Consider the following 25,104-nt stretch of genomic DNA (forward strand, 5'->3'; position numbering starts at 1 on the left):
CATGACGCTCCCCCTTTCCTCCACCGCCCGCCCATCGAGGCGCTCCGCCTCGCTGAACCTCGCGCTGGGCACGGTGCTCGCGGCGGCGCTCGCCGCCTGCGCGCCGATGACCGATCCCGCGGGACGCCCGCGCGCGCTCGACGAGCAGTTCGCCGGCCAGGCCCTGATCGCCCAGCATCAGACCGGCGACTCGCCCGCGGCGCTGGCCGCCTGGTGGCTGGCCTTCGACGATCCGGCGCTGAGCGCCATCGTCCAGCGCGCGCTGGACCAGAACCTGGACCTCGCGATCGCGCTCGCTCGCGCCCAGCAGGCGCGCGCCGCGGCGCAAGGCGCCGGGGCGAATCGGCTGCCACAGGGCGAGTTGCAGGGCCAGCTGCTGCATCAGCGCCAATCGCTGAAGGGTCCCGAAGGCAGGCTGGCGCGTGGCTTTCCCGGCTATGAACGCGAGCAGACGCTGCAGACGCTCGGCCTGGGCGCGAGCTGGGAAGCAGACCTGGCCGGCGGACTGCGCCAGGGCGAGGCAGCCGCCGTCGCCGAATGGCAGGCCGCCGAGGCCGCGCGGATGGGCGCGCGGGTGACCGTCGCCGCCGAAGCAGCCGATGCCTACTTCCGCGTGCGCGGCGCGCAGGCCCGCATCGCCGTCGCCGAGGCGCATCTGCGCAACCAGTCGCAGTTGCTGCGGCTGATCCAGGACCGCTTCAACGGCGGCCTGGCGGCGCAGCGCGAGGTCGCTGAAGCCCAGGCCCTGCAGTTGCAGGCGCGCGGCACGCTGCCGCCGCTGCGCACGGAGCTGTCGCAGCAACTGCATCGCCTGGACGTGCTGATGGGCGAGCAGGCCGGCACCTACGCGGCGAAGCTGATCGCGGACACGCCCGAGGCGCCGCGCGCGGCGGCGCTCTCCGCCACGCGCTCCTCCACCTACGTCGTGCCGTCGCTGCCCGGCGACCTCACGCCCGCGGCGCTGATGCGCCGCCGCCCCGATGTGATCGCCGCCGAACGCCAGCTCGACGCGAGCCAGGCGCGCATCGGCATCGCCACGGCCGAGTACTACCCGCGCCTGACGCTCGGCGGGGTGCTGGGCGCCTCGAGCCTCAATGGCGGGCTGTTCTCGGCGGCGGCCTTCCAGCCGCAGGCGCTGCTCGGCCTGCACTGGCGGCTGTTCGACTTCGGCCGCGTCGATGCCGAGGTCGCGCAGGCCCGCGGCGCGCGCGCCGAGGCGCTCGCCCAGGTGCGCCTGCGCATGCTGCGCGCCACCGAGGACGTCGAGAACGCGATCGTCAGCCTGTCCGAGCTGGAGCAGCAGCGCGGCGATCTGACGGAGGAAGTGCGCGCCCATCAGGTCGCGCGGGACGCGGCCGAGGACGCCTACAAGGGCGGCGCCGCCAGCCTGATCGAGGTGCTCCAGGAGGACCGGCTGCTGCTCGGCGCGCGCGACCAGTTGGCGCAGCTCGACGCGGCGCACGCGCGGGCGGCGGTCGCCGCCTTCCGGGCGTTTGGCGGCGGTTGGGACGCGCCCGCCACCATCGCGGCTCGGTAGCATCGGGGCCCTATGAGCCCGCCCGCCGCATCGCCCCCGCCCTCGCCCTCGCCCTCCGCCGCGCCCGGCGCGCCCGGCGCCGCGCGCGCCCCGTCCGTCAACGGGCTGCTGCCGCTGCTCTTCGTGGCCGTCTGGAGCACCGGCTTCATCGGCGCGAAGTTCGGCCTGCCCGATGCCGAGCCGCTGACCTTCCTCGCCTGGCGCTATGCCGCGGTCATCGTGCTGATGCTGCCGGTGGTCCTGCTGCTTCGCGCGCCCTGGCCGCGCTCGCCCGCGGCCTTCGGCCACATCGCGGTCACCGGGCTGCTGGTCCACGGCGTGTACCTGGGCGGCGTGTTCACCGCGATTGGCCATGGCCTGCCGGCGGGCATCACCGCGCTGGTCGTCGGCCTGCAGCCGCTGGTCACGGCACTCGGCGCGCGGGCCTTCCTCGGCGAACGCATCCAGCCGATGCAGTGGCTGGGCCTGGCGCTGGGCTTCGCGGGCGTGGGACTCGTCGTCGCGCAGAAGGTCGCGGCCGTCCCCGGCGGCGCCCTGATGGCGATGCTGGCGCCCGCGGTGATCGCGCTGATCGGCATTACCGCCGGCACGCTCTACCAGAAGAGGTTCTGCCCCTCCTTCGACCTGCGCACCGGCTCGGTCATCCAGTTCGTGCCCAGCCTCGTCGTCACCGGCGCCGCCGCCGCGATGACCGAGACGATGCAGGTGCACTGGAGCAGCCAGTTCGTCTTCGCGCTGGCCTGGCTGGTGCTCGTGCTGTCGCTGGGCGCGGTCAGCCTGCTGAACCTGCTGATCCGCCGCGGCAGCGCGGTCAACGTCGCCAGCCTCTTCTACCTGACGCCGCCCGCCACCGCACTGATCGCCTGGGCGCTGTTCGGCGAGACGCTGACCGGACTCGCCATGGCGGGCATGGCGCTGGTCGCGGTCGGCGTCTGGCTGGCGCGGCGGACGGCGGCGCGCTGAGCGGACCGGTCAGGTCCGACGCGGACGCCGCCTGAAGGCGGTTAGTCGCGGTCAGTCGCGGTCAGTTACGGTCGGCGCGCGCCGGCAGCGTGCTGTCGCGATTGGCGTTGTCGCTGCTGATCGACGAATCGCTCGAGGTGCCGTTGTTCATCGAGGACGAGTTGTCCTGAGGCATCGGCGCGGCCGGCGTGCGGACGCTGGGATCCTGGCGCTGCTCGGTCGTGGTGTTGTTGCCGTTGTATTGACTGCTGGTCGCGGGCTGCGTGTTCTGCATGTCCTGCGCGTTGGCGGGCTGGCCGGTGCTCGGATTGGCGGCGGGCGTCGCGGTGGACGGGCTGTTGGTCTGCGGCGGGTTGTTCTGGTTGTTGTTGTTGGACAGCGGATCGTTGGTCTGGTCGCGCGCGCCCACCGAGCCCGAGCTGCCGCCCTGCCCGCCGCTCTGGGCATGCAGGAAGCCGACGCCGGAAGCCAGTGCAATCGCCATCGCCACGGTGGTGATCTTGGAACGGGGGTTCATGTGGATCTCCTGAAAGCTGAGGATTGAGGTCGTGCCGGGAGCGGCCGCGGGTCGCGTCACATCGCGTCGAGCGGATCGCCCTGCGGGAAAGTACGGGCAAACCCGATACCCGCCTGCGCGCGGGCTCAGCCCCGGCGCGTCACGTTCGACGGGCGGGACGGCTCGAGTTCATCGAGCTCCGCGCGGATCGCCACCGGCGTCACCGGCGTCACCGGCGTGAAGGGCGCGCGCGATGCCGCCGGCGCCGCAGGCGGCCGCGCCAGCGCGCGCAGGCGTTCTCCCAAGGCATCGAGGCTGTCCGCCTGGGCGCTGGCCTCGCCGGCGGCATCGAAGGGCTCCAGGCTGATGCGCTCCGCGGCGATGCCCAGGCCCACGGCATGGAAGTACGCCGCCTCGCTGACGACGCTGAGCTGGCTCGCGACCAGGCGATGCACCTCCAGATCCGGCATGTCCAACTGCACGCCTTGCACCGTGCTCAGCACCGGCGTGCGCGTGATGCTGCCGGCCAGCCCGGCGAGCCGGTGCGCATTGGGCAGGTGCGCATGCAGCACATCCGCATGCCGATTGCGGATGAGCCCGACCAGCACCTGGATCGCGTGCCAGGCGGGGTCGTCGGGCATCGGCACCACGACGGTCTCCGCGCCCAGCGCGCGCAGCTGTTCCGCATAGGGGCCGTCGGCCGGACACAGCACGGTGAAGCGGAAGTCGTCGCCGGCGCCCAGGCGCTCGACCAGACGCTCCACCAGCAGCGAGGCCCCCTCGCCGTCCGGCGGCAGCGCGCCGACGATCTCCACGACGTGAAGCGCCTGCATCGGCGCTGGCGTGGCGGCGGCGGGTCGTGGACCGGGACGGATCATGGGGCGCCTTTCGCGGCCGCCCGGCGGGCGGTCACCGCGTTCGGCAAGCCCCATACCCGCGGCGGCGCCGATCAGGCGGGGTCACCTGGGATCACGCGGGATCACGCGGGATCACGCGGCATCAAGCGGCTTGAGCGATTGCAGGACCGTCGGCAGCAGTTCACTGACCGTCGGATGGATGCGCACGCCGCCGGCCAGCACCTCGGGATAGGGCCGCTTCAACGCGATCGCATCGAGCAGCGACTGCACCGCCTCGTCGCCATCGACGCCCAGCACCGTCGCGCCGAGGATCGCCTTGGACCCGGCATCGACCAGGATCTTGATGAAGCCTTCGGCCTCGCCCTTCTCGACCGCGCGGCCCACGCGCGTCATCGGCCGCGTGCCGATCAGCGCGGGCCGGCCGCTGGCGCGCACCTCGCGCTCGCCCAGGCCGATGCGCGCCAGCGGCGGGTCGGTGTACAGCGCATAGGTCACGACGCGGTCGCCGACGCCGCGATCGGCGCCGTCGAAGAGATTCGCCGCGGTGACCTCGAAGTCGTTCCACGCGGTGTGCGTGAACGCGCCGCGGCCGTTGCAATCGCCGAGCGCCCAGATGTGCGCCGCGCTGCTGCGCAGGCGGTCGTCGACGGCGACGTTGCCGCGTTCATCGAGCCGCACGCCCGCGCGGTCCAGGCCCAGGTCGTCGGTGTTGGGCCGGCGGCCGGTGGCGATCAGCACGTGGCTGCCGCGCACCTCGGGCTCGCCCGTCTGGCAGTTCACCCCCACCGCCACGCCCTCCGGCGCCGGCGCGAGGCGCACGCATTCGGCGCCGGTGCGGATCGTCAGGCCCTCGCGCTCGAGCAGGCCGCGCAGCGCCTCGGCGACGTCGGGATCCTCGCGCGGCACCAGCTGCGCGCCGCGCTGCACGACGGTCACCTCGGCGCCGAAGCGCCGGAACATCTGCGCGAACTCCAGTCCGATGTAGCTGCCGCCGACGACGACCAGGTGCCGGGGCAGCTCGCCCAACCGCATGATGGACGCGTTGGTGAGCCAGGGCACGGCGTCCAGCCCCTCGACGCCGGGCTGCGCCGGCCGGCCGCCGACGTTCAGGAAGAAGCGCTCGGCCCGCAGCTTGCGGCCGCCGACGTCGATGGTGTGCGGGTCCTCGAAGCGCGCATGGCCCAGGACCAGCTCGACCCCGGGCATGCCGCGCAGCCATTGCTCGACGCCCTGGCGCGACTGGCCGGAGATGCGGTCCTTGCGCGCGACGATCGCGGGGAAGTCGACGCCAAAGCGCTCGGGAGGCCGCACGCCCCAGCGCGCGGCCTCGCGCACGACCCAGGCCGCATGGGCGCTGGCGACCATCGCCTTGGTCGGGATGCAGCCGGTGTTGACGCAGGTGCCGCCCACGCGCGAGCGCTCGACGACCGCGACGCGCCAGCCCTCGCGCGACATGCGGTCGGCGAGCGCGGGACCCGCCTGTCCCGCGCCGATCACGATGGCATCGAAGGAATCGCTCATCGCCGCTCCTGGAATGGAATGAGCGCCGAGTCTGCCACCGGCGCATGACGCGGCTCAAGCCGGATCACCGCGGGTCGCTGCGCGTTAATGCGCGTCAATGCGCCTGGACGAGCGCGCGCAGCCGCGCGTCGCGGATCTCGAGGACATCGAAGAGGCCCAATTCCCGCAACGCGGGGATCGCTTCGACGATGTCCCGCTCCGCGTCGCCGCGGCGAGCGGCCTCGGCGGCCGGGTCGCTCCAGAGCCTGGCGTTGACGAGGAAAGCGCCGACGGTGCCCTTGCGGATCACGGTGCCGTTGCGTTCGATCTGGTTTTGCCCGTCGGGCAGCATGTCTTGAGCCTTCATGGAGGTGCTCCTGGTGGTGAATCGATGACTGAATCCTAGGAGCCGCGTCGTGGCTTCAGTACGCCATTCACGACATAAGATAGCTCGATCACGCCACGCCGGCATTTGTCCTGTTTGTCCCGTCCCCATGGCCAGACGCCTTCCAAAGACCTTCGAAACCGCGGCCGTCTCGCAGGATCCGCTGATCCGCGTCGTCGAGCAGGCGTCCACCGCCGGGCGCGTCACCCGGCGGCACAGCCACGCGAGCGGGCAGTTGCTCGGCGCGTCGCAGGGGCTGCTGACGGTCGAGGTCCACGATGGCCGCTGGGTGGTCCCGGCCACGCATGCGGTGTGGCTGCCGCCGCACACGCCGCATGGCCTGCGCTCACACGGTCCCTTCGCCGGCTGGAGCGTGTACGTGGACGAGCAGGCCTGCGCGGCCTTGCCGGCGGAGCCGCGCATCGCGGCCATCTCGAGCCTGCTGCGCGAGGCCGTCGCGCGCGCCGCAGGCTGGGACGACGATGGCGAGCCGCTGGACGCGGCGCGGAGCCGCCTGGCGGGCGTGATCCTCGATGAGATCGCGGCGGCGGAACCGGTGGCGCTCGGGCTGCCCATGCCCGCCGACGCACGCCTGCTCAAGATCGCCCGCGCGCTGTCGGAGCGGCCCAGCGACGAGCGCCGTCTGGAGGAATGGGCCGACTGGGCCGGCATCGCGCCGCGCACGCTGACGCGCCGCTTCGCCAGCGAAACCGGCTTCAGCTTCACCGAGTGGCGCCAGCGCGTGCGGCTGCTGCGCGGACTCGAATTGCTCGCGGCGGGCCAGCCGGTCACGGCCATCGCGCTCGAACTGGGCTATGACAACGTCAGCGCCTTCATCGCGCTGTTCAAACGGACCTTCGGCGTCACGCCCGGCAAGTACGGCGACGACCACCCGCGCGCGTGAGGGGCGGCGGGCCGTGACGCCGCGTCAGGCCGCGCCGTAGCGGCGGCGGATCGCCGCCAGCGCGCCGCGCTGCTCGAGCGCATGGATCGCCTGATCCAGGCGCGCGACGTCGGCCTCGTCGAGGCGGCGCCGGCTCAGCATCAGGCTCACCGGCTGCACGCTGTAGCCGAAGGGCTGACGGTTCAGCCGCTGGCCGGACAGCTTCGCCTGCGCCATCAGCTCGAGCTCGTCGCCCAGGATCAGCGGCGCGCGGCCGAGCCGCATCATGTCCAGGCCCTGGCGCGCGGTCTGATAGGGAATCAGCAGACCGGCTTCGGCCAGACGGGGCCGCCAGGTCTCGAAGTCCGCGCCCAGGCGCAACGCGTCGACGTGCAGCAGCGGGACATGACGCCGCAGCACATCCTCGAAACCATGCAGTCGATCGAGGCGGGCATCCCGCCGGTCCGCCGCCGCGACCAGGAAGGTCTCGCTGCGGTAGGGGCGGCTGTACAACACCACCCGCTCATGCGCGGGTGCCGGCGTGGCCGAGAAGATCACGTCGAACTGGTCATTCAGCAGTTCGCGAAAGCGCCGGCGCCGCCATTGCTGCGGACCGCGGACCCAATTGAGGTGGAAACCCGCCTGCTTGCAGATCGCCTGGAGCAGGTCGGCGTCGAGGCCCCGCATCGTGCCGTCCGCGCCGGGGATCAGGTAGGGCGCCCAGGATTCCACCAGGGCGCGGATCACGCGCGGCCGGTCCGCCGCCTGGAGGGCGCCCGCGCCCGTCGCCGCGGCTCCCAGCATGCCCAGCGCGAGGCGACGCGTGATCCGGCACGTGACGCGGTGTCTGGCGACCGACGAGCCGACGGAGCGGCGTGCCTCTTTGAAAGCGTTTGCGGGGGGCATCCGGATCAGTGTGCGTCACCCCTCGAAGGGCGGCAAGGCGGAGATTCGGGAGGCGCACGCGCTCCCCTTGAATGAGGGCGTCCCGCGGCCTCAAGCCAGGGCCGCCGTGCCGTCCTCGGGACGGGCCACCACCATCCGCAGTCCGGGCGACTCGCGCTCGGCGCGCAGTGTCCAGCCGTGGGCATCCGCGATCTCCTGGCAGATCGCCAGCCCCAGCCCCGCGCCATGGTCGCGCCGGTGCGCGCCGCGCCAGAAGCGCCCGAACATCCGCGACAACTGCTCCGGCGTCACGCCTGGACCGCGGTCGCGCACCGACACCGCCCGCGCGCCCACCTCGACGCTCAGCCGGCTGCCCGCCGGCGCATGCTGCAGCGCGTTCTCAAGCAGGTTCTTCAGCAGCGTGAACACCGCGCCGCGGTCCGCGTGCCAGGCCGTTCCTTCACCGGTCGCGCGGAGTTCGACCTCGACGCCCAGCGCATCGGCCATCCGGCGCAGGTAGCCGATCGCCTCCTGCGCGGCCGCCGCCATGTCGGTCGGCTGGAACTGGTAGTTCCGCACCTCGCTGGCCTCGGCCAGCAGCAGCAGTTGCTGCACCTGCCGCGTCATGTGCTCGACGTCCTGCAGCAGCGAGTCGTCGACCAGACCCTTCTCCATGAACTCGACCTGCGCCCGGATCAGCGACAGCGGCGTCTTCAGTTCATGCGCGGCCATCGCCAGGAACTCCTGCTGCACGCGGTACCCGCGCTCGAGCCGCTCCAGCACCCGGTTGAAGCTCTCCACCAGCGGCACGATCTCCGACGGGACGCGATCCGCCTGCAGCCGCGCGTGCAGCGAGCGCGGCGAGATCGCCGCCGCTGTCGCCGACACCTCGCGCAGCGGCTTGAGCACCCGCTTGAGCATCACGAACACGCACACGCCGAACAGCAGCAGCATCACCGAGCTGAACAGCACCATCCCCATGCCCATGAACGGCAGCGCGAAGTCCAGGCGGAAGAGCTCGAACACCCGCGCGCTGCCGGCCAGTTGCAGGTACCAGGTGCGGCCTTTGTGCCGCACCGCCTCGGTCGCGCCTTGCATGCGCTGGCCGCCGTAGGCGAACTCGAACTTGCCCGGGCGCAGCGCGCGGGCGCCCTCGCCGGCCGCCACCCAGATCGGGTTGGCCGGCGTGGGTTCGATCACGACGCGGCCCGACGCGTCGAGCAGCCGGTAGGCCAGGTCGTCCTTGAGCAGGTGGTAGAGCCATTCGCGGCGCAACTCGTCCTCGGCGAAGCCGACCGGCGCGCCCGAAGCGTCGAAGCGCAACTGCTCGCTGAACTCCTCGGCGAACTCGGTGATGTCCTCGTCGAAGAACAGCGGCCCGCGCAGCGTGGTCAGGCCGTTGAAGATCAGCGCCAGCGTGGCGATGGTCAGCAGCACGCCCGCCACGTAGGCCAGCATCACCTTCAGGGTCAGGCTACTCAGCCACGTGGGCATCGTGAAGGGCATATCCAAGGTTTCTCACGTTGACGATGCGCTGATTCGACCCGATCAGGGCCGTGCCGTTGCCCGCGCCGCGCAGGCGCTGCAGGCCGGCATCGTGCCGCCAGTCGACTTTCCTGACCCTTACCGCCGTCCTCACACCAAACATGGGGAACGGGATTTCGCGGCAATGAAAAAAGCCCCTGGCGATTCGCCAGGGGCTTGTTTCTTTGGAGGAGAGGGGGGGATTCGAACCCCCGAGACGTTTCCGTCCGCCTGATTTCGAGTCAGGTACATTCAACCACTCTGCCACCTCTCCGAATTCGGTGCTCGCTGTGGTTGTTAGCGAGTAAGCCTAAGAGTATAGCGAGCTTTTTGTCTTCAGCACAAGAAGTTCTTGCGCGACCGCCAAAGCCGTGCGTCAGGCGCGCAAAACGTCCTGGCCACCCAGGTACGGCCGCAGCGCCTGCGGCACCGTGATGCTGCCGTCGGCCTGCTGGTAGTTCTCCAGCACCGCCACCAGCGTCCGCCCCACCGCCAGGCCCGAGCCGTTGAGCGTGTGCACCAGCTCGTTCTTCCCTTCGGCGTTCTTGAAGCGCGCCAGCATGCGGCGCGCCTGGAAGGCGCCCATGTTCGAGCAGGAGCTGATCTCGCGGTAGGTGTTCTGCGCCGGCAGCCAGACCTCCAGGTCATAGGTCTTGGTCGAGCCGAAGCCCATGTCGCCCGCGCACAGCAGCATCGTGCGGTACGGCAGGCCCAGCTTCTGCAGCACGGCCTCGGCGTGGCCGGTCATCTCCTCCAGCGCGGCCATGCTGTGCTCGGGCTGCTCGATGCGGACCATCTCCACCTTGTCGAACTGATGCTGGCGAATCAGGCCACGGGTGTCACGGCCCGCCGATCCGGCCTCCGAGCGGAAGCACGGGCTGTGCGCCGTCAGCTTGATGGGCAGGTCCTCGGCCTTGAGCACGCTCTCGCGCACGGTGTTGGTCAGCGAGATCTCCGAGGTCGAGATCAGGTACTGCTCCTGCGCCTCGTCGTCGCCGCCGCGCAGCACCCAGAACATGTCTTCCTTGAACTTGGGCAACTGGCCCGTGCCCTCGAGGATCTCGCGGTTGACGATGTAGGGGGTGTAGCACTCGGTGTAGCCGTGCTGCTGCGTCTGCATGTCCAGCATGAACTGCGCCAGCGCCCGGTGCAGGCGCGCGGCCGGCCCCTTCAGGAAGGCGAAGCGCGAGCCCGACAGCCTGGCGCCCATCTCGAAGTCCAGGCCCAGCGGCGCGCCGAGGTCGACGTGGTCCTTGATCGCGAAGTCGAACGCGCGCGGCTGGCCCCAGCGGCGCACCTCGACGTTGCCGGTCTCGTCCGCGCCGGCCGGGACGCTGGCGTCCGGCAGGTTGGGCACGCCCATCAGCATCGCGTTGAGTTCCACCTGGATCGCGTCCAGCTGCTCGGCGCCGGCCTTCAGCTCATCGGCGATGCCGGCGACCTCGGCCATCACGGCGCTGGCGTCCTCGCCCTTGCCCTTCAACATGCCGATCTGCTTGGAGAGCTGGTTGCGACGAGCCTGCAGCTCCTCGGTACGGGTCTGCAGGCGCTTGCGATCGGCCTCCAGCGTCTTGAAGCGCTCCACGTCCAGGAACGGTTGCGGGTTCTTGCGCAGTTGCAGGCGCTCGATGACGGCGTCCAGGTCCTTGCGCAGCAGGGTGATGTCCAGCATGGGGGTGTCTTTCGTGTTCTGCGCCGGCAGCCTCCCCTTTCCGGGGGGCGCGTCGGCGATCGCATGGGGGGTCGGTCAGCGGGAGTTCAGCGGCCGGCCCGACCGTGACCGGGACCGGACCGCGCGGCGATCAAGATCGATCGCTGGTGACCTCGGCCATCGACTTGTCGCCCAGGCCCATCGGCAGCGGGAAGCGCACGTGCTCCTCGACGCCGGGCAGCGTGCGCACCGTCGTCGCGCCCAGCTCGCGCAATCGGGCGATGACGGCCTGCACCAGCACGTCGGGCGCCGAGGCGCCGGCGGTCAGGCCCACCCGCGAGCGGCCGTCCAGCCATTGGGCCTTCACGTCCTCGGCGGCGTCCACCATGTAGGCCGGCGTGCCCAGCCGCTCGGCCAGTTCGCGCAGGCGGTTGCTGTTGGAGCTGGTCGGGCTGCCGACCACGATCACCACCTCGACCTGCGGCGCCAGCACCTTCACCGCGTCCTGGCGGTTCTGCGTGGCGTAGCAGATGTCCTGCTTCTTGGGCTCGCGGATCTGCGGGAAGTGCCGCTTCACCGCGGCCAGGATCTCGGCCGCGTCGTCGACGCTCAGCGTGGTCTGCGTCACCACCGCCAGCTTGGCCGGGTTGTTGACCCGCACGTGCGGCACGTCCGACGCCTCCTCGACCAGGTAGATCCCGTCGCTGAGCTGGCCCATCGTGCCTTCGACCTCGGGGTGGCCCTTGTGGCCGATCATGATGAACTCGTAGCCCTCGCGATGCAGCTTGGCCACCTCGACATGCACCTTGGTCACCAGCGGGCAGGTCGCGTCGAAGATCTGGAAGCCGCGCGCCTGGGCCTCCTTGCGCACCGCCTGGCTGACGCCGTGCGCCGAGAACACCAGCGTCGCGCCGGCGGGCACCTCGGCCAGGTCCTCGATGAAGATCGCGCCCTTGGCCTTCAGGTCGTTGACGACGTAGGTGTTGTGCACGATCTCGTGCCGCACGTAGATCGGGGCGCCGAATTTCTTCAGCGCGCGCTCGACGATCTCGATCGCCCGGTCCACGCCGGCGCAGAAGCCGCGCGGCTCCGCCAGCACGATGTCCTTGTCCATGGTCATGTCCGTCATCACAGCACACCGATCAGCTGCACCTCGAAGCTGACGGGCTGTCCCGCCAACGGGTGATTGAAGTCGAACAGCAGCCAGTCCTCGCCCAGCTCGCGGACCACGCCGGCGTACTGGCCCTGGCCGTCCGGCGTGGGGAACTGCACCACGTCGCCGACGTGGTATTCCTCGTCCGGGTCGCCCAGCTCGCGCATCAGGCTGCGCTTCACGCGCTGCAGCAGCTCGGGATTGCGCTCGCCGAAGGCCTCGCCGGGCGCCAGCTCGAGGCGGGTGTGCGTGCCTTCGTCCAGGCCGATCAGGCGCGCCTCGATCGCGGGCGCCAGCTCGCCGGCGCCCAGCGTCAGCGTGGCCGGCAGCTTGTCGGCGAAGGTGTTGATCAGGTCCTGGCCGTCCGGCCCGCTGAGCCGGTAATGCAGGGTCAGGAAGGATCCTGGTTGAACGAGGTTCACTAGTCAGGGGGATTTTGGGAATCGAGGCGCGATTTTAGGCTGGAGCGCCGTGGTCCTTCCGCCGAAAGCCGCCATGACCGTCCTGACCGCCGCCTTCTCCCCGTCCGCCGACGCCCTTCCGCCCCCGCTCCGTCCGCGCGAGAAGCTGCGCGACCTCGGCCCCGGCGCCCTGGCCGACGCCGAGCTGCTGGCCATCCTGCTGCGCACCGGCCTGCCCGGCCGGCCGGTGCTGCGCCTGGCCTGCGAGCTGCTCGACGAGTTCGGCGGCCTGGACGGCCTGATGCGCGCCGGCCAGGGCGAGCTGGAAAGGGTCAAGGGCCTGGGGCCGTCCAAGCGCACCACGGTCCAGGCGGTTCTGGAGATCTCTCGCCGCGTGTTCCGCCGGCCCCTGTCCCGGGCAGCGGTCTTCGAGTCCGCCGCGGACGTGCGCGATTACCTCAGGGTCGCGTACGGCGGCCTTGAATCCGAGTGTTTCGCCGTGATGTTCCTCGACATCCGCCATCGGCTGATCGCCCTGGAGACCCTGTTCCAGGGCACCGTATCCCATACCATTGCCTACCCCCGCGAGGTGGTGAAGCGCGCGCTGGCCCTGAACGCCACGGCGGCCGTGCTGGTCCACAACCACCCTTCCGGCCACACCGACCCGTCGCCGCAGGACCTCACGCTGACACGCGTGCTGGCCCAGGCGCTGGCGCTGGTGGACGTGAAGGTGCTGGACCACTTCATCGTCGGCGCGGGCGATCCCGTATCGATGACCGACCTGGGCCTGCTGTGACCGACCGACTGCGCAGCCTGCAAGACCTGCAGACGCTGCATCGAGAACTGAAGCTCCGCCAGCGCGCGGAGGAAGAGCGGCGCGAGCGGGAAGCCGCGCTCGCGCGGCTGCGCGAGCATGAGGCGCGCATCTTCGAGCGCACCGTCGGCGACGTCATTCCGCTGCCCGACGCCAACCGCGTGCTCCTGCATGCCGGCCGCCCGGAGCCGGAGCCGCGTCAGCGCGAGCTCGACGAGCAGCGCGCCTGGCGGCAGGCGCTGTCGGATGATTTCGACGTCGACTCGCTGCTGGAGACCGACGAGACGCTGTCCTTCCGCCGCCCGGAGATCTCGGCGGAATCGGTGCGCAAGCTCAGACGCGGCCACTGGTCGCTGCAGGCGCAGATCGATCTGCACGGGCTGCGCCGCGATCAGGCGCGCGAGGCGCTCGGCCAGTTCATCCACGACAGCGCCCGGCGCGGGCTGCGCTGCGTGCGGGTGGTCCACGGCAAGGGGAATGGCTCGCCCGGCAAGGAGCCGGTGCTCAAGGCCCGCGTGCGGCGCTGGCTGGTGCAGAAGCAGGAAGTCCTGGCCTTCGTCCAGGCCCGCGCCAGCGATGGCGGCAGCGGCGCGCTGATGGTGCTGCTGAACGCGACCTGACGGTCGCGCCCTTCAATGCAGCATCAGGCTGCCGAAGGGGGAGGCCGGCGTCGTGAACGCCATCAGCAGGCGCTCCGGACGGAATTCGCCGACGGTGTCGGCGCCCTGCCAGTGGGTCTCGATCGCATGCTCCAGGCCCTTGAGCACGCAGAACGACATGAAGGCGTGCTCGGCCTCGTCGCCGTCCATGTCCACGTGCTGCAGCCGCACGCAGGCCGCGCGCAGGAAGTTCAGCATCTGGATCGGGCTGTCGGTGTCGGGGCAGTAGCCAGCGCAGACCTCGATGTCCTCGCGGGCATCCTCGGACAGCCAGAGGCGGCCGTCGTCGATCCTCACGTGCAGCAGGTCGGGATTGGCATCGATGCCGACCACATCGTCGTCGAGCAGGGTTTCCATCATGGATGCGACAGTAGACGAAGGCCCCCGGCCCGTGTTCACCGCGCCGGGAACGCGGCGGGCACCGGTGTCAGATATGCACGCTGCCCGCGCCGTTTACATCATTTCGGCCCGCCGGGAAGCGAACCGGAACCCGCGAGCCGCCACGCGGCGCGGGCCGGCGCGGCCTCAGACGTTGCGCATCCAGTCCGCCGTATGGGCGAAGGACGCGGCCAGGCGCCGCTGCAGCTCGACGTCGAGCTCGCACTCCGCCATCGCCTGCGTCATCGCCGACATCCACTGGTCGCGCTCGGCGATGCCGATGCGGTACGGCAGGTGCCGCGCGCGCAGGCGCGGGTGGCCGAAGCGCTCGACGAAGTGGTCCGGCCCGCCCAGCCAGCCGCACAGGAACCAGAACAGCTTGTCGCGCGAGCCGTCCAGCGTCGTCGGGTGGATCGCCCGCAGCTGCTCGAAACGCGGCTCCAGGTCCATCAGGTCATAGAAGCGGTCGACCAGGCGGCGCACCGCCGCCTCGCCGCCGACCCACTCGAAAGGGGTGGCGGGCGCGGCACCCGTCGGGGTGCCCTCGGCGCCGTCGGCGGCGCCGGTTTCAGGGGAATCGGACATCGGAAGGGGAATGCGGCCTGAGCGGCGCGCGGATCAAGGATGACCCGCGGATTGTTCCAGCACCTTGGCGGCCAGGCCGCGGATGCCCTGGGCGGCGTCGCTGCCCGGGTAGTGCTCCAGCAGCAGCTGGCGCTTGAGCACCGCCTGCCGGACCATCGCGTCGTTCTTGACCTCGCCCAGCAGCTCGAGCTTGAAGCTCTGTCCCGGCGTCGGTCCGACGAAGCGCTGCAGCACCTGCTGCAGCTGGCCGCAGATCAGCTTGCCCTCGCCCGGCCGGTTGGCCTGGTTGATGATCAGGTGCACCTGGCGGCGCTCCTGCTGGGTCGCCAGGACCTTGATCGTCGCGTACGCGTCCGTCAGCGAGGTGGGTTCCGGGGTCGCCACGACCAGCACGTCATGCGCCATCGAGACGGCGAACAGCACCACGTCCGAGATGCCCGCGCCGGTGTCCAGCAGCACGTAGTCGAAGCGCGGCCGCACCACCTCGAGGATGTGCAGCAGCTTGTCGCGCACGTCCGGGGTCAGGCGCGAATACTCCACCATGCCCGAACCCGCCAGCAGCACGTGGAAGCCGCCCGGCGCCGGCAGGATCGCCTGGTCCAGCGTGCAGCGCTCGGTGAAGACGTCATGCAGTGTCAGCTTGGGGTGCAGGTTCAGCACCACGTCCAGGTTGGCCAGGCCGAGGTCGGCATCCAGCACCAGCACGCGCTCGCCGCGCGCGGCCAGGGCCGCCGCCAGATTGGCGGTGACGAAGGTCTTGCCCACGCCGCCCTTGCCGCTCGTGACGGCCAAGGTGCGAGCGCCTGCGCGGGCTTTCGGTGCAGCAGGAGCTGTTGTCATGCTCATTCACTATCCTGTTGCGTTACGGCGAACAACATGCCTTTTTCCTCGGCGCTGACCAGCGAGTCGACATGGCTCTCCAGACAGGCGCGATTGCGGCCCTCGGCCTTCGCGCGGTAGAGCTGGCGGTCGGCCCGCTCGGTCCAGATCAGCGTCGACGACCGCACCCACTGCGGCGCGAAGGCCCCGCCGATGCTGATCGTGCAGGTCAGCGGCGGCTGGCCGCTGCCCATGCTCACGGCCAGCCCCTGCACCCGCTGCCGGATGCGCTCGGCCACCGTCACGCCATAGGAGGTCGGGCAGTTGGGCAGGATGATGGCGAATTCCTCCCCCCCGATCCGCGCCACCGTGTCCATCGGCCGCACCGTCTGGCCGATCGCCTGCGAGACCGCGCGGATCACCAGATCCCCGGCGGCATGCCCGTAGGTGTCGTTGACCGCCTTGAAGTGGTCGATGTCCAGGACCAGCAGCAGCGCCGGCTCCCCGGACCGCGCCACCCGGTCCACCTCGCGCCCCAGCGCCATCTCGAAGCTGCGGCGGTTGACCAGCCCGGTCAGCGCGTCCTTGCTCGAGAGGTCGCACAGGGCGTCGAGGATGCCTTGCAGCCAGGCCTCGGAGTAGGGCTCCGCGTCGGGCAGCATCGCCCCGGCCTGCTGCAGCAGTTGCAGGGCCAGGTCCAGGCGCAGCTTGTGCGCGGCAATGAGGCTGTGGGGAGCGTCCAAGATCGGATGGGGCAATTTCGGGCGGAGTCTAGCGGCTTCCCCCCCGAATGAGCGCGCAGAAAAGAGGGCTTCCCCCCACCTCTTTCACACATCATTCCGACCGAACACAATCAAACTAGCGATTGCCGACAATGGCGGCCATCCGGTGCTACGGCATCCCACCTTCGAAGAAGTCCAATACAGCCCCATGCGCCAAGGTCAACCGGTCTCGCCCGCGACTCCGTCGCACGTCGAGGCGATCGATCATGAGTTCAGCTTCAGCCGCGCGGACTTCGACCGCGTCCGCCAGCTGATCTATCAACACGCCGGCATCTCGCTGCACGACGGCAAGCATGCGATGGTCTACAGCCGGCTCTCGCGCCGGCTGCGCGACACCGGCCACAAGAGCTTCGCCGACTACCTCAACTGGCTGGAAGGCGTCAGCGGCCCGCAGGGCGACCAGGAGTGGCAGGAGTTCGTCAACTGCCTGACCACCAACCTGACCTCGTTCTTCCGCGAGGACCACCACTTCCTCTCGCTCAACGACGACCTGAAGGCGCTGACCGGCAAGCCGATCCGGATCTGGTGCTGCGCGGCCTCGACCGGCGAGGAGCCCTACTCCATCGCGATGACCTGCCAGGAGTCGCTGGGCAGCGGCTCCGGCGTGCAGATCGTCTCCAGCGACATCGACACCAACGTGCTGAACACGGCGCGGCGCGGCGTCTACGCGGCCGAGTCGCGCGGCCTGTCGCCGCAGCGGCTCAAGCAGTTCTTCCTGCGCGGCACCGGCGCCAACGAGGGCCGCATCCGCGTCAAGCCCGAGCTGGCGAAGATGATCGAGTTCAGGACGCTGAACCTGATGCACACCTCGTGGTCGCTGGGCGATCCCTTCCACATCGTGTTCTGCCGCAACGTGATGATCTATTTCGACGCGCCGACGCAGCGCAAGGTCCTGGAGCGCATCCACAAGGTGATGCGCCCGGGCGGGCTGCTGTTCGTCGGGCATTCCGAGAACTTCACCGATTCCCGCGATCTCTTCCGCCTGCGCGGCAAGACGATCTACGAGCGCGTTTAACGGAACCACCTCATGACCCTGCCTTCCGCCTCCTCCGCCCTGCAGCAAAGCGCGGCGATGGCCAGCGCCGGCGCGCAGCGCGTGGCCCAGTTGAAGTCGGTGTCCCGCAAGAACGGCGAGGCCTCGTTCTTCTTCTACGACGCCCACTTCAAGAACGCCGCCGTCAAGGTGCTGCCGGGCGAGTACTTCGTCGACAACGACGACCTGCTCGTCATGACGACGCTGGGCTCGTGCATCGCTGCCTGCCTGTGGGACCGCCACGCGCAGATCGGCGGCATGAACCACTTCATGCTGCCCGAGGGGCATGGCGACTCGGGCCGCTACGGCTCGTTCGCGATGGAACTGCTGATCAACGAGATGATGAAGCGCGGCGCCGCCAAGAGCCGCATGGAGGCCAAGATCTTCGGCGGCGGCGCGGTGATCTCCGGCATGAACACGATCAACGTGGGCGAGCGCAACACCAACTTCGTCATCGATTTCCTGAAGCTGGAGCGCATTCCCATCGTGTCCAAGGACGTGATGGACGTGTATCCGCGCAAGGTGTGCTTCCTGCCCAGGAGCGGCAAGGCCATGGTCAAGCGCCTGGCGCCGACCAACACCGACGCGCTGGTCCAGCAGGACAAGGCGGCCGCGCAGCGCGCGCAGCCGGTGGCGAGCAGCGGCGGCTCGATCGATCTGTTCTGAGACGGCCAGACGTCCCGAAGTTCCGAGGAGTAAGAAGAAATGGCCAAGACCACCGTCGTCGTCGTCGACGATTCCGCGCTGGTGCGCAGCATCCTGACCGAGATCATCAACCGGCAGCCCGACATGCAGTGCGTCGGCGCGGCCAGCGACCCGCTCGCGGCGCGCGAGATGATCCGCAACCTCAACCCCGACGTGATCACGCTGGACGTCGAGATGCCGAAGATGGACGGCCTGGACTTCCTGCAGCGGCTGATGCGGCTGCGGCCCATGCCGGTGGTGATGGTGTCGACGCTGACCGAGCGCGGCGCCGAGGTCACGCTCAAGGCGCTGGAGCTGGGCGCGGTGGACTTCGTCGCCAAGCCCAAGATCGGCGTGGCCGACGGCATCCGCGCGCTGGCGCAGGACATCACGGACAAGATCCGCATCGCGTCGAAGGCGCACATCCGCCGCCTCAACGCGCCGGGTCCGGCCGCGGCCCCCGGCGCCCCGGCGTCCGCCGGCGGCGCGACGCCGCCGCTCAAGCCGGCCGCGCCGATCGCGAGCCTGGGCCGGCTCTCGACCGAGAAGCTGATCTTCATCGGCGCCTCCACCGGCGGCACCGAGGCGACCAAGGACGTGCTGATCAACCTGCCGGCCGACTGCCCCGCGGTCTGCATCACGCAGCACATGCCGCCGGGCTTCACGCGCAGCTACGCGGCGCGGCTGGACGGCCTGTGCAAGATCCGCGTCAAGGAGGCCCAGGATGGCGAGCGCCTCCTGCCGGGCCACGGCTACATCGCGCCAGGGGGCATGCATTTCAGCGTCGAGCGCTCGGGCGCCAACTACATCGCGCGGGTGCAGGACGGCGAGCCGGTGAACCGGCACAAGCCCTCGGTCGAGGTGCTGTTCAATTCCGCCGCGCGCGTCGTCGGCCCGAACGCGCTGGGCATCATGCTGACCGGCATGGGCGCCGACGGCGCCAAGGCGATGAAGGCGATGAAGGACGCGGGCGCCTACAACCTCGTGCAGGACGAGGCCACCTGCGTCGTCTTCGGCATGCCGCGCGAGGCGATCAACGCCGGCGCGGCCGACGAGGTGCTGCCGCTGCACCAGATCGCCACGCGGCTGATCGAGCGCCTGCGCAGCACGGTGGGCGCGTCGCTGAACCGCGTCTGAAGCGGCGGGCGCGCCGCAGAGCGGCCCGCCCGCCAGGACCGCCTCATTGGGGACGCGCGTCCTTCTTGGCGGGCTCGGGCCGGGCGCGCAGGGCCGCCGCGGCCGCCTTGGTCTCCGCCGCGCTCGCCAGCAGCGCGGCCTGGCGCGCCGCCTGCGCGCGGGCGACGCGCTCCGCCTCCGCCTTCGCCAGGCGCTGCTCGCGCGCCGCGATCTGCAGCTCGGCATTGACGTCGTTGAAGGCGTTGGCATTCGAGACCAGGGCCAGCGCCCCCAGGATCGCGACCAGCACCATCAGCGCCGGACCGATCACGGGGAAGCGCTCCCAGGGCGAATACGCGTAGCAGGCCGTCGCGGGCAACAGGCCGGCGTCGGGACGGCAGGTGATGACGGGCTCGTTCATGGTCGTTCCTTCTGGCATCCGGGGACAGGGATCGATTCAGCGGAACAGGTCGTTTGAATCAGTGCTGGTAATGCTAGGTGCCCAACGAAGCGCTTCCAAACGCTATATCCTTGCCTCCTTGTGCAGACAGCCTTTCCAAGGACTCCCCACCGATGCGCAGCCCCCGCCTCCCGCTCCAGTACCTGGCCGCCTTTCGCGCCGCCGCGCTGCATCAGAACCTGCGCGCCGCGTCGGAGGAGCTGAACCTCACCCACAGCGCGGTCAGCCAGCAGATTCGCGCGCTGGAATTGCAGCTCGGCTTTCCGGTCTTCGATCGCCAGGGACGGCGCGTGGTGCTGAACGCGGCCGGCTCCGCGCTGCTGCGCGGCGTGGAGCGCGCCTACCAGGAGCTCGATCAGGGCCTGCGCGCCGCGACGGCCGCGCATGGCGTCGAGCAGCGCAGCCTGCGGGTCACGATGCTGCCCTCGTTCGCGCAGCGCTGGCTGCTGCCGCGGCTGGGCCGCTGGCACGCGCTGCATCCGGAGGTCACCATCGAGATCGAGTCCTCGCCGCGCGTCGTCGACCTGGAGCGCGAGGGCTTCGACATCGGCCTGCGCCAGGGCTTGGGTCCGTGGCCCGGACTGGCCAGCGAGCCGCTGTTCGACCTGTCCATGCTGCCGGTGGCCTCGCCGGCGCTGGCGCATCAGCTCATCGGGCAGCCGCTGGAGGCGCTCGCGCAGGCGCCGCTGCTCGGCGATGCCGAGCAATGGGAAGACTGGTTCGCGCAGGCGGGCCTGCGGCGCCAGGTGGTGCCGGTGGCGATCTTCAACGACTTCGGCATCCTGCTGCAGGCGGCCGAGCAAGGGATCGGCGTGGGCCTGACGCGCGAGCTGCTGGCCGCCGACGCGCTGCTGGACGGCCGGCTGGTGCGCGTCGCGCCGCGGCAGGCGATGCTCAAGGAGCCGCAGCGCTACCACATCGTCTATCCGCCGAAGGTGCGTGACGAGCCCGCCGTGCGTGCCTTCATCGCCTGGCTGCACGCGGAGATCGCGGAGTCGCGCGCCGCGCTCGACGGCGCGCGGACCTGCCTGTCCACCGGGATGGTGACCCCGATGGCGCGCGGCGACGCGCTCACGGCGCCAGGAACAGCTCCTGCAGATCGCTGAGGAAATCGAAGCCGCGCGGCGTCGCGCGGATCAGCGCCGGATCCGGATCGAGCAGGCCCTTGGCGCGGCCCTGCGCCATGGCCTTCGCGATCGCGGACGGCGGCAGGCCGGTGCGCTCCAGGAAGCTCTGCATCGTCACGCCCTCGCGCAGGCGCAGCGCGTTCAGCATGAACTCGAACGGCAGCTCGCCGCGCGCGACCTCGTGCTCGTTGGACACCGCCTGGCCTTCGGCGGCCTTCTGCATGAAGGTGGCCGGATCGCGCCAGCGCACCTGACGCAGCAGGCGGTGCGCGAAGCTCAGCTTGGTGTGCGCGCCGGCGCCGATGCCCAGGTAGTCGCCGAACTGCCAGTAGTTGGTGTTGTGCGTGCAGCGATGACCGTCGCGCGCGTAGGCCGACACTTCGTAGCGCGACATGCCCTTGGCGCCGGTGCGCGCGGTGATCAGGTCCAGCATCTCGCTGGCGAGATCGGGATCGGGCAGGTGCTCCGGCGGCGAATTCGCGAAGCGCGTGTTGGGCTCGATCGTCAGGTGATAGACCGACAGGTGCGGCGGCTCGAAGGACAGCGCCAGGCGCAGGTCCTCGTCCAGCTCCGCCAGCGTCTGCCCGGGCAGCGCGTACATCAGGTCGATGTTGAAGGTCGGGAAGGCGCGAGCCGCCTCCTCGATCGCGGCGCGCGCCTGCGTGCCGCTGTGGATGCGCCCCAGCGCCTGCAGCTTGTGATCGTCGAAGCTCTGCACCCCGATCGACAGCCGCGTCACGCCCGCCTGCGCGAAGCCGGCGAAACGCTCCTTCTCGAAGGTGCCGGGGTTGGCTTCCATCGTGATCTCGCAGCCGGGCTCCAGCGGCAGCCGTGCGCGCAGGTCGGAGATCAGCTCGGCGATCTGCTCCGGCGCGAACAGGCTGGGCGTGCCGCCGCCGATGAAGACCGACACGATGGGTCGGCCCCAGATCAGCGGCAGCGCCGCCTCCAGGTCCGATCGCAGCGCGGCCAGGTAGGCGCGCGCGGTGTCGGCGTCCAGTTCGCGGCCGTCACGGTATTCATGCGAGTTGAAGTCGCAGTACGGGCATTTGCGCAGGCACCACGGCAGGTGCACGTACAGCGACAGCGGCGGCAGCGCCGGCAGCGTCAGCGTGCCGGGCCGCATCATGCGGATGATGTCGGCCACGGGATCAGCCCAGGTGCCAGCTCTGGCGCATCTGGCGCAGCAGATCCTGCGACGCGAGCGCGCGATGGCTCAGACGGTTCTTGAGCTCGGGACCGAGCGCCGCGACGCTCTTGCCCAGCTCGGGAATGAACAGCAGCGGGTCGTAGCCGAAGCCGCCCTCGCCTTCCCCGGCGCGCAGGATCTCGCCCTGCCAGCGGCCCATCGCGATCAGCGGCTCGGGATCGTCGGCCGAGCGCACCGCGACCAGCGCGCAGACGAAGCGGCCGCGCCTATCCTCGATGCCATCGAGCTTCTCGAGCAGCACGCGGTTGTTCTCGGCATCGCTCTTCTCGCGGCCGAACAGCGTCGCGTAGCGCGCCGACAGCACGCCCGGCATGCCGCCGAGCGCCTCGACCGCCAGCCCCGAATCGTCGGCCAGCGCCGGCAGGCCGCTGGCCTTGGCGGCGTGGCGGGCCTTGGTCAGCGCGTTCTCGACGAAGGTGTGGAAGGGCTCTTCCGCTTCCGGGATGCCCAGGCTGCCCTGCGTGACGAGCTCGATGCCCAGCGGCTCGAACAGCGCCTGCAGTTCCTTCAGCTTCTTCGCGTTGTTGGAGGCCAGGACCAACTTCATCGCTTGCTCCACGCCGAACGGCGATTACTTGAGGCCGAGCGCTTCGCGCTGCGCCGCGAGCAGCTCGCGGATGCCCTTCTCGGCCAGGTCCAGCAGCACGTCGACCTCGGCTCGCGTGAAGGCGACGCCCTCGGCGGTGCCCTGCAGCTCGACGAAGTGTCCCGCGCCGGTCATGACCACGTTCATGTCGGTGTCGCAGGCGGAGTCCTCGACGTACTCGAGGTCCAGCAGCGCGCAGCCCTCATGGATGCCGACCGAGATCGCGGCGACCGCGTCCTTCAGCGGCGACGCGGCGATCTTGCCCTGCGACATCAGCCAGCTCACCGCGTCGTGCGCGGCCACGTAGGCGCCGGTGATGGCCGCGGTGCGGGTGCCGCCGTCGGCCTGGATCACGTCGCAATCGAGCTGGATGGTGCGCTCGCCCAGCCTGGACAGATCGAAGACGGCGCGCAGCGCGCGGCCGATCAGGCGCTGGATCTCCTGCGTGCGGCCGGTCTGCTTGCCGCGCGCGGCCTCGCGGTCGCTGCGGGTGTGGGTGGCGCGCGGCAGCATGCCGTACTCGGCGGTGACCCAGCCTTCGCCGCTGCCCTTCTTGTGCGGCGGCACCTTCTCCTCGACGGAGGCGGTGCACAGCACCTTGGTCTCGCCGAACTCGATCAGCACCGCGCCTTCGGCATGCCGGGTGTACTGGCGGGTGATGCGCACCGGACGCAGGGCGTCGGCCGCGCGCCCGTTCGGGCGGCTGGCATTGCTGCTCATGGGAACTTCCTTCAGTGGGGCTTCTTGCCGGCCTTGCGGATCGCGTCCTGGATCTCGCGCACGGCGGAATCGATCTCGGCTTCGTCGAGCTGCACGTCCTGGGTCGCGCCGTGGATCGTGGAGGCGAAGCCCTGGTCGTCGAGGTCCTGCGTGGAGATGGAATCGGGGGCATCGCCCTCGCCTTCCCATTCCACCGCCAGGGCGGTGACGTTGTCGCTGCGCGCGCCGGCCTGGCGCAGCGCCAGCTCGACCAGCTCCGGCACCGCGTCGCCGACCGAGCGGCTGTCCGACAGGTGGCGCAGGATGTCGGCGTCGCTGACCGAGCTCCACAGCCCGTCCGAGCACAGCAGCATGCGGTCGCCGTTCTGCAGCAGCACCGGGCCGTTGACGTCGATCATCGGCTTGCCGGGACTGCCCAGGCAGGTGAACAGCACGTGGCGGTTGAAGCGTTCGGCGCCGGTCGCGTGGCGGCCCAGCGCTTCCTGCAGCTCGCTGTAGGAGTGGTCGCGGGTGCGGGCGATCAACTCGGCGTCGCGCAGCAGGTACATGCGCGAGTCGCCGCAGTGGGCCCACCAGATCTGGCCCTGCTGCATCACGCCGACGACGATGGTCGTGCGCGGCGTGTCGTTCATGTTGCGCTCGGCGGCGTAGGCCAGCAGCTGCTGGTGCGCGAGCAGGACCGCCGTCTCGAGGAAGCGCGCCGGCTCCTTCAGCACGGGCTGCGCGTCGCGCTGGAACAGCGCGGCCACGTTCTGCAGCGCGAGGTGCGCGGCGACCTCCCCGTCGGGGTGGCCGCCCATGCCGTCGGCGAGCGCGAAGAGGCCGGCCTCGCGGGTATAGCAATACCCCATGCGGTCCTCGTTCTTCTCACGGCCGCCACGGCGGCTCACCTGGTAGACGGAGAACTTCACGCCTTCGCCCCGGTCTTCAGGTTCTCCAGCTGCAGCTTGAGGCGCTCGCTGAAGCTGAGCTTCGTGTAGCGGCGCTCGGTCTCGCGCGAGAGCTCCTTCTGCAGCGCGAAGACGCTCTGCGGCCGGGTCAGCGGGTCCAGCGACATGCACCACTCGGTGACCTCCAGGAGGTTGTCCGAGTAGACGTTGCGCAGCCGCGAGAGCGACAGCCCGAGGCGGTCCTTCTCCAGGCGCTGCGGCGCGTCGTTGGGCGGGTAGCCCTGCATGCAGGCGTAGATGCAGGCGCCGATCGCGTAGATGTCGGTCCACGGGCCCAGCGAGCCGTCGCGGCGGTACATCTCGGGCGCGGCGAAGCCGGGCGTGTACATCGGCCGGATGAAGTTGCCTTCCTTGGACAGCACTTCGCGCGCCGCGCCGAAATCGAGCAGCACCGCCTTGTTGTCGTTGGTGATGAAGATATTGGCCGGCTTGATGTCCAGGTGCAGCATCTTGTGCTGATGCACGATGCGCAGGCCTTTGAGAATTTCGTCGAACAGCGACCGGATGGTCGATTCGCGGAAGACCTTGTCGCGTTTCAAATCACGCGCGGTCACGATGAAATCCTGCAAGGTATCGCCTTGCAGGTAATTCATGACCATATAGACGGTCTCGTTCTCGCGCAGGAAATTCAGCACCGAGACGACGCTCGGATGCGAAATCTGCGCGAGGGAGCGGCCTTCCTCGAAAAAGCTCCGCAGCCCCAGGCGGTACAGGGGCTGCTTCTCTGGCTTCACTCGAGGCGTGAGTTCGCCTGGGGATCGTTCTGCAAGGGACGAGGGGAGGTATTCCTTCAGAGCCACCAAATGATGGTCGGGGTCTTCGGCGAGATAAACGACGCCGAATCCACCCGCAGCCAGCTTCTTGATGATCTGATAGCCCCCCACCACCGTGCCTGCGGGCAAGGGCGCCGGTTTCGGCTTTGACATAATCGCGGTTCGATTGTTCT

28 protein-coding genes and 1 tRNA gene are annotated in these 25,104 nt (G+C 70.1%); 9 read left to right on the forward strand and 20 right to left on the reverse strand.

What is annotated here, in order from left to right:
- Window position 1 precedes the first annotated feature (1 nt).
- Together ACEN96_RS19750 and ACEN96_RS19755 are read left to right on the forward strand one after the other, a co-directional pair.
- Window positions 2-1,537: a TolC family protein gene (locus ACEN96_RS19750; protein WP_495584774.1), complete on the forward strand. Its 1,536-nt coding sequence runs from the start codon at window positions 2-4 to the stop codon at window positions 1,535-1,537.
- 12 nt (window positions 1,538-1,549) lie between these two features.
- Window positions 1,550-2,500, forward strand: a complete 951-nt coding sequence (locus ACEN96_RS19755; protein ID WP_495584775.1) for a DMT family transporter — start codon at window positions 1,550-1,552, stop codon at window positions 2,498-2,500.
- A gap of 61 nt (window positions 2,501-2,561) precedes the next feature.
- Here the strand turns inward: ACEN96_RS19755 and ACEN96_RS19760 are convergent, their stop codons facing one another.
- From ACEN96_RS19760 to ACEN96_RS19775, 4 genes are all read right to left on the reverse strand, one after another.
- Complete coding sequence (locus ACEN96_RS19760; RefSeq protein WP_495584776.1) at window positions 2,562-3,017, reverse strand: hypothetical protein; 456 nt, start codon at window positions 3,015-3,017, stop codon at window positions 2,562-2,564.
- Window positions 3,018-3,142: 125 nt separating this feature from the next.
- Window positions 3,143-3,874: a glycosyltransferase gene (locus ACEN96_RS19765; protein ID WP_495584777.1), complete on the reverse strand. Its 732-nt coding sequence runs from the start codon at window positions 3,872-3,874 to the stop codon at window positions 3,143-3,145.
- Between the two features lie 111 nt (window positions 3,875-3,985).
- Entirely contained in the window at window positions 3,986-5,374 is a 1,389-nt protein-coding gene (locus tag ACEN96_RS19770; RefSeq protein WP_495584778.1) for an FAD-containing oxidoreductase, read from the reverse strand.
- A 94-nt stretch (window positions 5,375-5,468) separates the two neighbouring features.
- Window positions 5,469-5,720 carry a hypothetical protein gene (locus tag ACEN96_RS19775; RefSeq protein ID WP_495584779.1) on the reverse strand — a complete coding sequence of 84 codons (252 nt, stop codon included), beginning with the start codon at window positions 5,718-5,720 and terminating at the stop codon, window positions 5,469-5,471.
- 127 nt (window positions 5,721-5,847) lie between these two features.
- Here ACEN96_RS19775 and ACEN96_RS19780 point away from each other — a divergent pair, with 127 nt between their 5' ends.
- On the forward strand, window positions 5,848-6,642 hold the full coding sequence (locus ACEN96_RS19780) for an AraC family transcriptional regulator (RefSeq protein WP_495584780.1): 795 nt from the start codon (window positions 5,848-5,850) through the stop codon (window positions 6,640-6,642).
- A 24-nt stretch (window positions 6,643-6,666) separates the two neighbouring features.
- Here ACEN96_RS19780 and ACEN96_RS19785 read toward each other — a convergent pair whose 3' ends face one another.
- The 6 genes from ACEN96_RS19785 to ACEN96_RS19810 all read right to left on the reverse strand — a co-directional run bounded on the left by ACEN96_RS19785 (window position 6,667) and on the right by ACEN96_RS19810 (window position 12,256).
- Entirely contained in the window at window positions 6,667-7,425 is a 759-nt protein-coding gene (locus ACEN96_RS19785) for a substrate-binding periplasmic protein (RefSeq protein ID WP_495584781.1), read from the reverse strand.
- Window positions 7,426-7,617: 192 nt separating this feature from the next.
- Window positions 7,618-9,000: an ATP-binding protein gene (locus ACEN96_RS19790; RefSeq protein WP_495584782.1), complete on the reverse strand. Its 1,383-nt coding sequence runs from the start codon at window positions 8,998-9,000 to the stop codon at window positions 7,618-7,620.
- 216 nt (window positions 9,001-9,216) lie between these two features.
- A tRNA-Ser gene (locus tag ACEN96_RS19795) sits at window positions 9,217-9,304 on the reverse strand.
- A 102-nt stretch (window positions 9,305-9,406) separates the two neighbouring features.
- Window positions 9,407-10,702, reverse strand: a complete 1,296-nt coding sequence (gene serS, locus ACEN96_RS19800; protein WP_495584783.1) for a serine--tRNA ligase — start codon at window positions 10,700-10,702, stop codon at window positions 9,407-9,409.
- A gap of 130 nt (window positions 10,703-10,832) precedes the next feature.
- A complete protein-coding gene (gene ispH / locus ACEN96_RS19805; protein ID WP_495588645.1) occupies window positions 10,833-11,801 on the reverse strand; it encodes a 4-hydroxy-3-methylbut-2-enyl diphosphate reductase in 969 nt (322 codons plus the stop codon).
- 8 nt (window positions 11,802-11,809) lie between these two features.
- A complete protein-coding gene (locus ACEN96_RS19810) occupies window positions 11,810-12,256 on the reverse strand; it encodes an FKBP-type peptidyl-prolyl cis-trans isomerase (RefSeq protein WP_495584784.1) in 447 nt (148 codons plus the stop codon).
- Between the two features lie 73 nt (window positions 12,257-12,329).
- On the opposite strand from ACEN96_RS19810, the gene radC reads away from it, so the two are divergent.
- Window positions 12,330-13,031 carry a RadC family protein gene (gene radC, locus ACEN96_RS19815; protein ID WP_495584785.1) on the forward strand — a complete coding sequence of 234 codons (702 nt, stop codon included), beginning with the start codon at window positions 12,330-12,332 and terminating at the stop codon, window positions 13,029-13,031.
- The gene (locus ACEN96_RS19820) at window positions 13,028-13,669 is read left to right on the forward strand and encodes a Smr/MutS family protein (protein WP_495584786.1); all 642 of its coding nucleotides are present in this window, start codon (window positions 13,028-13,030) and stop codon (window positions 13,667-13,669) included. The genes radC and ACEN96_RS19820 overlap by 4 nt, the downstream gene beginning before the upstream one ends.
- Window positions 13,670-13,681: 12 nt before the next feature.
- Here the strand turns inward: ACEN96_RS19820 and ACEN96_RS19825 are convergent, their stop codons facing one another.
- The 4 genes from ACEN96_RS19825 to ACEN96_RS19840 form a co-directional block, all read right to left on the reverse strand.
- Window positions 13,682-14,065 (reverse strand): hypothetical protein, encoded by a 384-nt coding sequence (locus ACEN96_RS19825; protein WP_495584787.1) that lies wholly within the window; start codon window positions 14,063-14,065, stop codon window positions 13,682-13,684.
- 168 nt (window positions 14,066-14,233) lie between these two features.
- Window positions 14,234-14,671 (reverse strand): group II truncated hemoglobin, encoded by a 438-nt coding sequence (locus ACEN96_RS19830; protein ID WP_495584788.1) that lies wholly within the window; start codon window positions 14,669-14,671, stop codon window positions 14,234-14,236.
- A gap of 33 nt (window positions 14,672-14,704) precedes the next feature.
- Complete coding sequence (locus ACEN96_RS19835) at window positions 14,705-15,517, reverse strand: MinD/ParA family protein (RefSeq protein ID WP_495584789.1); 813 nt, start codon at window positions 15,515-15,517, stop codon at window positions 14,705-14,707.
- The gene (locus tag ACEN96_RS19840) at window positions 15,514-16,233 is read right to left on the reverse strand and encodes a GGDEF domain-containing protein (protein ID WP_495584790.1); all 720 of its coding nucleotides are present in this window, start codon (window positions 16,231-16,233) and stop codon (window positions 15,514-15,516) included. Before ACEN96_RS19840 ends, ACEN96_RS19835 begins: the two co-directional genes overlap by 4 nt.
- A gap of 187 nt (window positions 16,234-16,420) precedes the next feature.
- Here ACEN96_RS19840 and ACEN96_RS19845 point away from each other — a divergent pair, with 187 nt between their 5' ends.
- Genes ACEN96_RS19845 through ACEN96_RS19855 form a run of 3 tightly spaced genes read left to right on the forward strand, consistent with a single transcriptional unit; the run spans window position 16,421 to window position 19,126 of the window.
- Window positions 16,421-17,287: a CheR family methyltransferase gene (locus ACEN96_RS19845; RefSeq protein WP_495584791.1), complete on the forward strand. Its 867-nt coding sequence runs from the start codon at window positions 16,421-16,423 to the stop codon at window positions 17,285-17,287.
- A gap of 12 nt (window positions 17,288-17,299) precedes the next feature.
- Window positions 17,300-17,971 carry a chemoreceptor glutamine deamidase CheD gene (gene cheD / locus ACEN96_RS19850; protein ID WP_495584792.1) on the forward strand — a complete coding sequence of 224 codons (672 nt, stop codon included), beginning with the start codon at window positions 17,300-17,302 and terminating at the stop codon, window positions 17,969-17,971.
- A gap of 39 nt (window positions 17,972-18,010) precedes the next feature.
- A complete protein-coding gene (locus ACEN96_RS19855; protein WP_495584793.1) occupies window positions 18,011-19,126 on the forward strand; it encodes a protein-glutamate methylesterase/protein-glutamine glutaminase in 1,116 nt (371 codons plus the stop codon).
- A 43-nt stretch (window positions 19,127-19,169) separates the two neighbouring features.
- On the opposite strand, the gene ACEN96_RS19860 is transcribed toward ACEN96_RS19855, so the two are convergent.
- Window positions 19,170-19,526, reverse strand: a complete 357-nt coding sequence (locus ACEN96_RS19860) for a hypothetical protein (RefSeq protein WP_495584794.1) — start codon at window positions 19,524-19,526, stop codon at window positions 19,170-19,172.
- 152 nt (window positions 19,527-19,678) lie between these two features.
- Here ACEN96_RS19860 and ACEN96_RS19865 point away from each other — a divergent pair, with 152 nt between their 5' ends.
- Window positions 19,679-20,671, forward strand: coding sequence for a LysR substrate-binding domain-containing protein (locus ACEN96_RS19865; RefSeq protein WP_495584795.1), 993 nt, complete (start codon window positions 19,679-19,681; stop codon window positions 20,669-20,671).
- On the opposite strand, the gene hemW is transcribed toward ACEN96_RS19865, so the two are convergent.
- Genes hemW through ACEN96_RS19890 form a run of 5 tightly spaced genes read right to left on the reverse strand, consistent with a single transcriptional unit; the run spans window position 20,637 to window position 25,084 of the window.
- On the reverse strand, window positions 20,637-21,821 hold the full coding sequence (gene hemW / locus ACEN96_RS19870) for a radical SAM family heme chaperone HemW (RefSeq protein ID WP_495588646.1): 1,185 nt from the start codon (window positions 21,819-21,821) through the stop codon (window positions 20,637-20,639). The genes ACEN96_RS19865 and hemW overlap by 35 nt on opposite strands.
- A gap of 22 nt (window positions 21,822-21,843) precedes the next feature.
- Window positions 21,844-22,449: an RdgB/HAM1 family non-canonical purine NTP pyrophosphatase gene (gene rdgB / locus ACEN96_RS19875; RefSeq protein ID WP_495584796.1), complete on the reverse strand. Its 606-nt coding sequence runs from the start codon at window positions 22,447-22,449 to the stop codon at window positions 21,844-21,846.
- Window positions 22,450-22,473: 24 nt separating this feature from the next.
- Entirely contained in the window at window positions 22,474-23,208 is a 735-nt protein-coding gene (gene rph / locus ACEN96_RS19880) for a ribonuclease PH (protein ID WP_495584797.1), read from the reverse strand.
- A gap of 11 nt (window positions 23,209-23,219) precedes the next feature.
- On the reverse strand, window positions 23,220-24,119 hold the full coding sequence (locus tag ACEN96_RS19885) for a PP2C family protein-serine/threonine phosphatase (RefSeq protein WP_495584798.1): 900 nt from the start codon (window positions 24,117-24,119) through the stop codon (window positions 23,220-23,222).
- The gene (locus ACEN96_RS19890; RefSeq protein ID WP_058936168.1) at window positions 24,116-25,084 is read right to left on the reverse strand and encodes a serine/threonine protein kinase; all 969 of its coding nucleotides are present in this window, start codon (window positions 25,082-25,084) and stop codon (window positions 24,116-24,118) included. The genes ACEN96_RS19885 and ACEN96_RS19890 overlap by 4 nt, the downstream gene beginning before the upstream one ends.
- Window positions 25,085-25,104 lie beyond the last annotated feature (20 nt).

The organism is Roseateles sp. Mitsp63, assembly GCF_059491535.1.

Coding starts and splice junctions, on each gene's coding strand:
- ACEN96_RS19780 (WP_495584780.1), top strand. CDS start 5,848: ATGGCCAGACGCCTTCCAAAGACCTTCGAAACCGCGGCCGTCTCGCAG.
- ACEN96_RS19860 (WP_495584794.1), bottom strand. CDS start 19,526: ATGAACGAGCCCGTCATCACCTGCCGTCCCGACGCCGGCCTGTTGCCC.
- radC (WP_495584785.1), top strand. CDS start 12,330: ATGACCGTCCTGACCGCCGCCTTCTCCCCGTCCGCCGACGCCCTTCCG.
- ACEN96_RS19770 (WP_495584778.1), bottom strand. CDS start 5,374: ATGAGCGATTCCTTCGATGCCATCGTGATCGGCGCGGGACAGGCGGGT.
- ACEN96_RS19835 (WP_495584789.1), bottom strand. CDS start 15,517: ATGAGCATGACAACAGCTCCTGCTGCACCGAAAGCCCGCGCAGGCGCT.
- ACEN96_RS19790 (WP_495584782.1), bottom strand. CDS start 9,000: ATGCCCACGTGGCTGAGTAGCCTGACCCTGAAGGTGATGCTGGCCTAC.
- ACEN96_RS19825 (WP_495584787.1), bottom strand. CDS start 14,065: ATGGAAACCCTGCTCGACGACGATGTGGTCGGCATCGATGCCAATCCC.
- ACEN96_RS19755 (WP_495584775.1), top strand. CDS start 1,550: ATGAGCCCGCCCGCCGCATCGCCCCCGCCCTCGCCCTCGCCCTCCGCC.
- ACEN96_RS19865 (WP_495584795.1), top strand. CDS start 19,679: ATGCGCAGCCCCCGCCTCCCGCTCCAGTACCTGGCCGCCTTTCGCGCC.
- rdgB (WP_495584796.1), bottom strand. CDS start 22,449: ATGAAGTTGGTCCTGGCCTCCAACAACGCGAAGAAGCTGAAGGAACTG.
- serS (WP_495584783.1), bottom strand. CDS start 10,702: ATGCTGGACATCACCCTGCTGCGCAAGGACCTGGACGCCGTCATCGAG.
- ACEN96_RS19765 (WP_495584777.1), bottom strand. CDS start 3,874: ATGATCCGTCCCGGTCCACGACCCGCCGCCGCCACGCCAGCGCCGATG.
- ACEN96_RS19890 (WP_058936168.1), bottom strand. CDS start 25,084: ATGTCAAAGCCGAAACCGGCGCCCTTGCCCGCAGGCACGGTGGTGGGG.
- ACEN96_RS19785 (WP_495584781.1), bottom strand. CDS start 7,425: ATGCTGGGAGCCGCGGCGACGGGCGCGGGCGCCCTCCAGGCGGCGGAC.
- ACEN96_RS19750 (WP_495584774.1), top strand. CDS start 2: ATGACGCTCCCCCTTTCCTCCACCGCCCGCCCATCGAGGCGCTCCGCC.
- rph (WP_495584797.1), bottom strand. CDS start 23,208: ATGAGCAGCAATGCCAGCCGCCCGAACGGGCGCGCGGCCGACGCCCTG.
- ACEN96_RS19845 (WP_495584791.1), top strand. CDS start 16,421: ATGCGCCAAGGTCAACCGGTCTCGCCCGCGACTCCGTCGCACGTCGAG.
- hemW (WP_495588646.1), bottom strand. CDS start 21,821: ATGATGCGGCCCGGCACGCTGACGCTGCCGGCGCTGCCGCCGCTGTCG.
- ispH (WP_495588645.1), bottom strand. CDS start 11,801: ATGACCATGGACAAGGACATCGTGCTGGCGGAGCCGCGCGGCTTCTGC.
- ACEN96_RS19775 (WP_495584779.1), bottom strand. CDS start 5,720: ATGAAGGCTCAAGACATGCTGCCCGACGGGCAAAACCAGATCGAACGC.
- ACEN96_RS19855 (WP_495584793.1), top strand. CDS start 18,011: ATGGCCAAGACCACCGTCGTCGTCGTCGACGATTCCGCGCTGGTGCGC.
- ACEN96_RS19830 (WP_495584788.1), bottom strand. CDS start 14,671: ATGTCCGATTCCCCTGAAACCGGCGCCGCCGACGGCGCCGAGGGCACC.
- ACEN96_RS19760 (WP_495584776.1), bottom strand. CDS start 3,017: ATGAACCCCCGTTCCAAGATCACCACCGTGGCGATGGCGATTGCACTG.
- cheD (WP_495584792.1), top strand. CDS start 17,300: ATGACCCTGCCTTCCGCCTCCTCCGCCCTGCAGCAAAGCGCGGCGATG.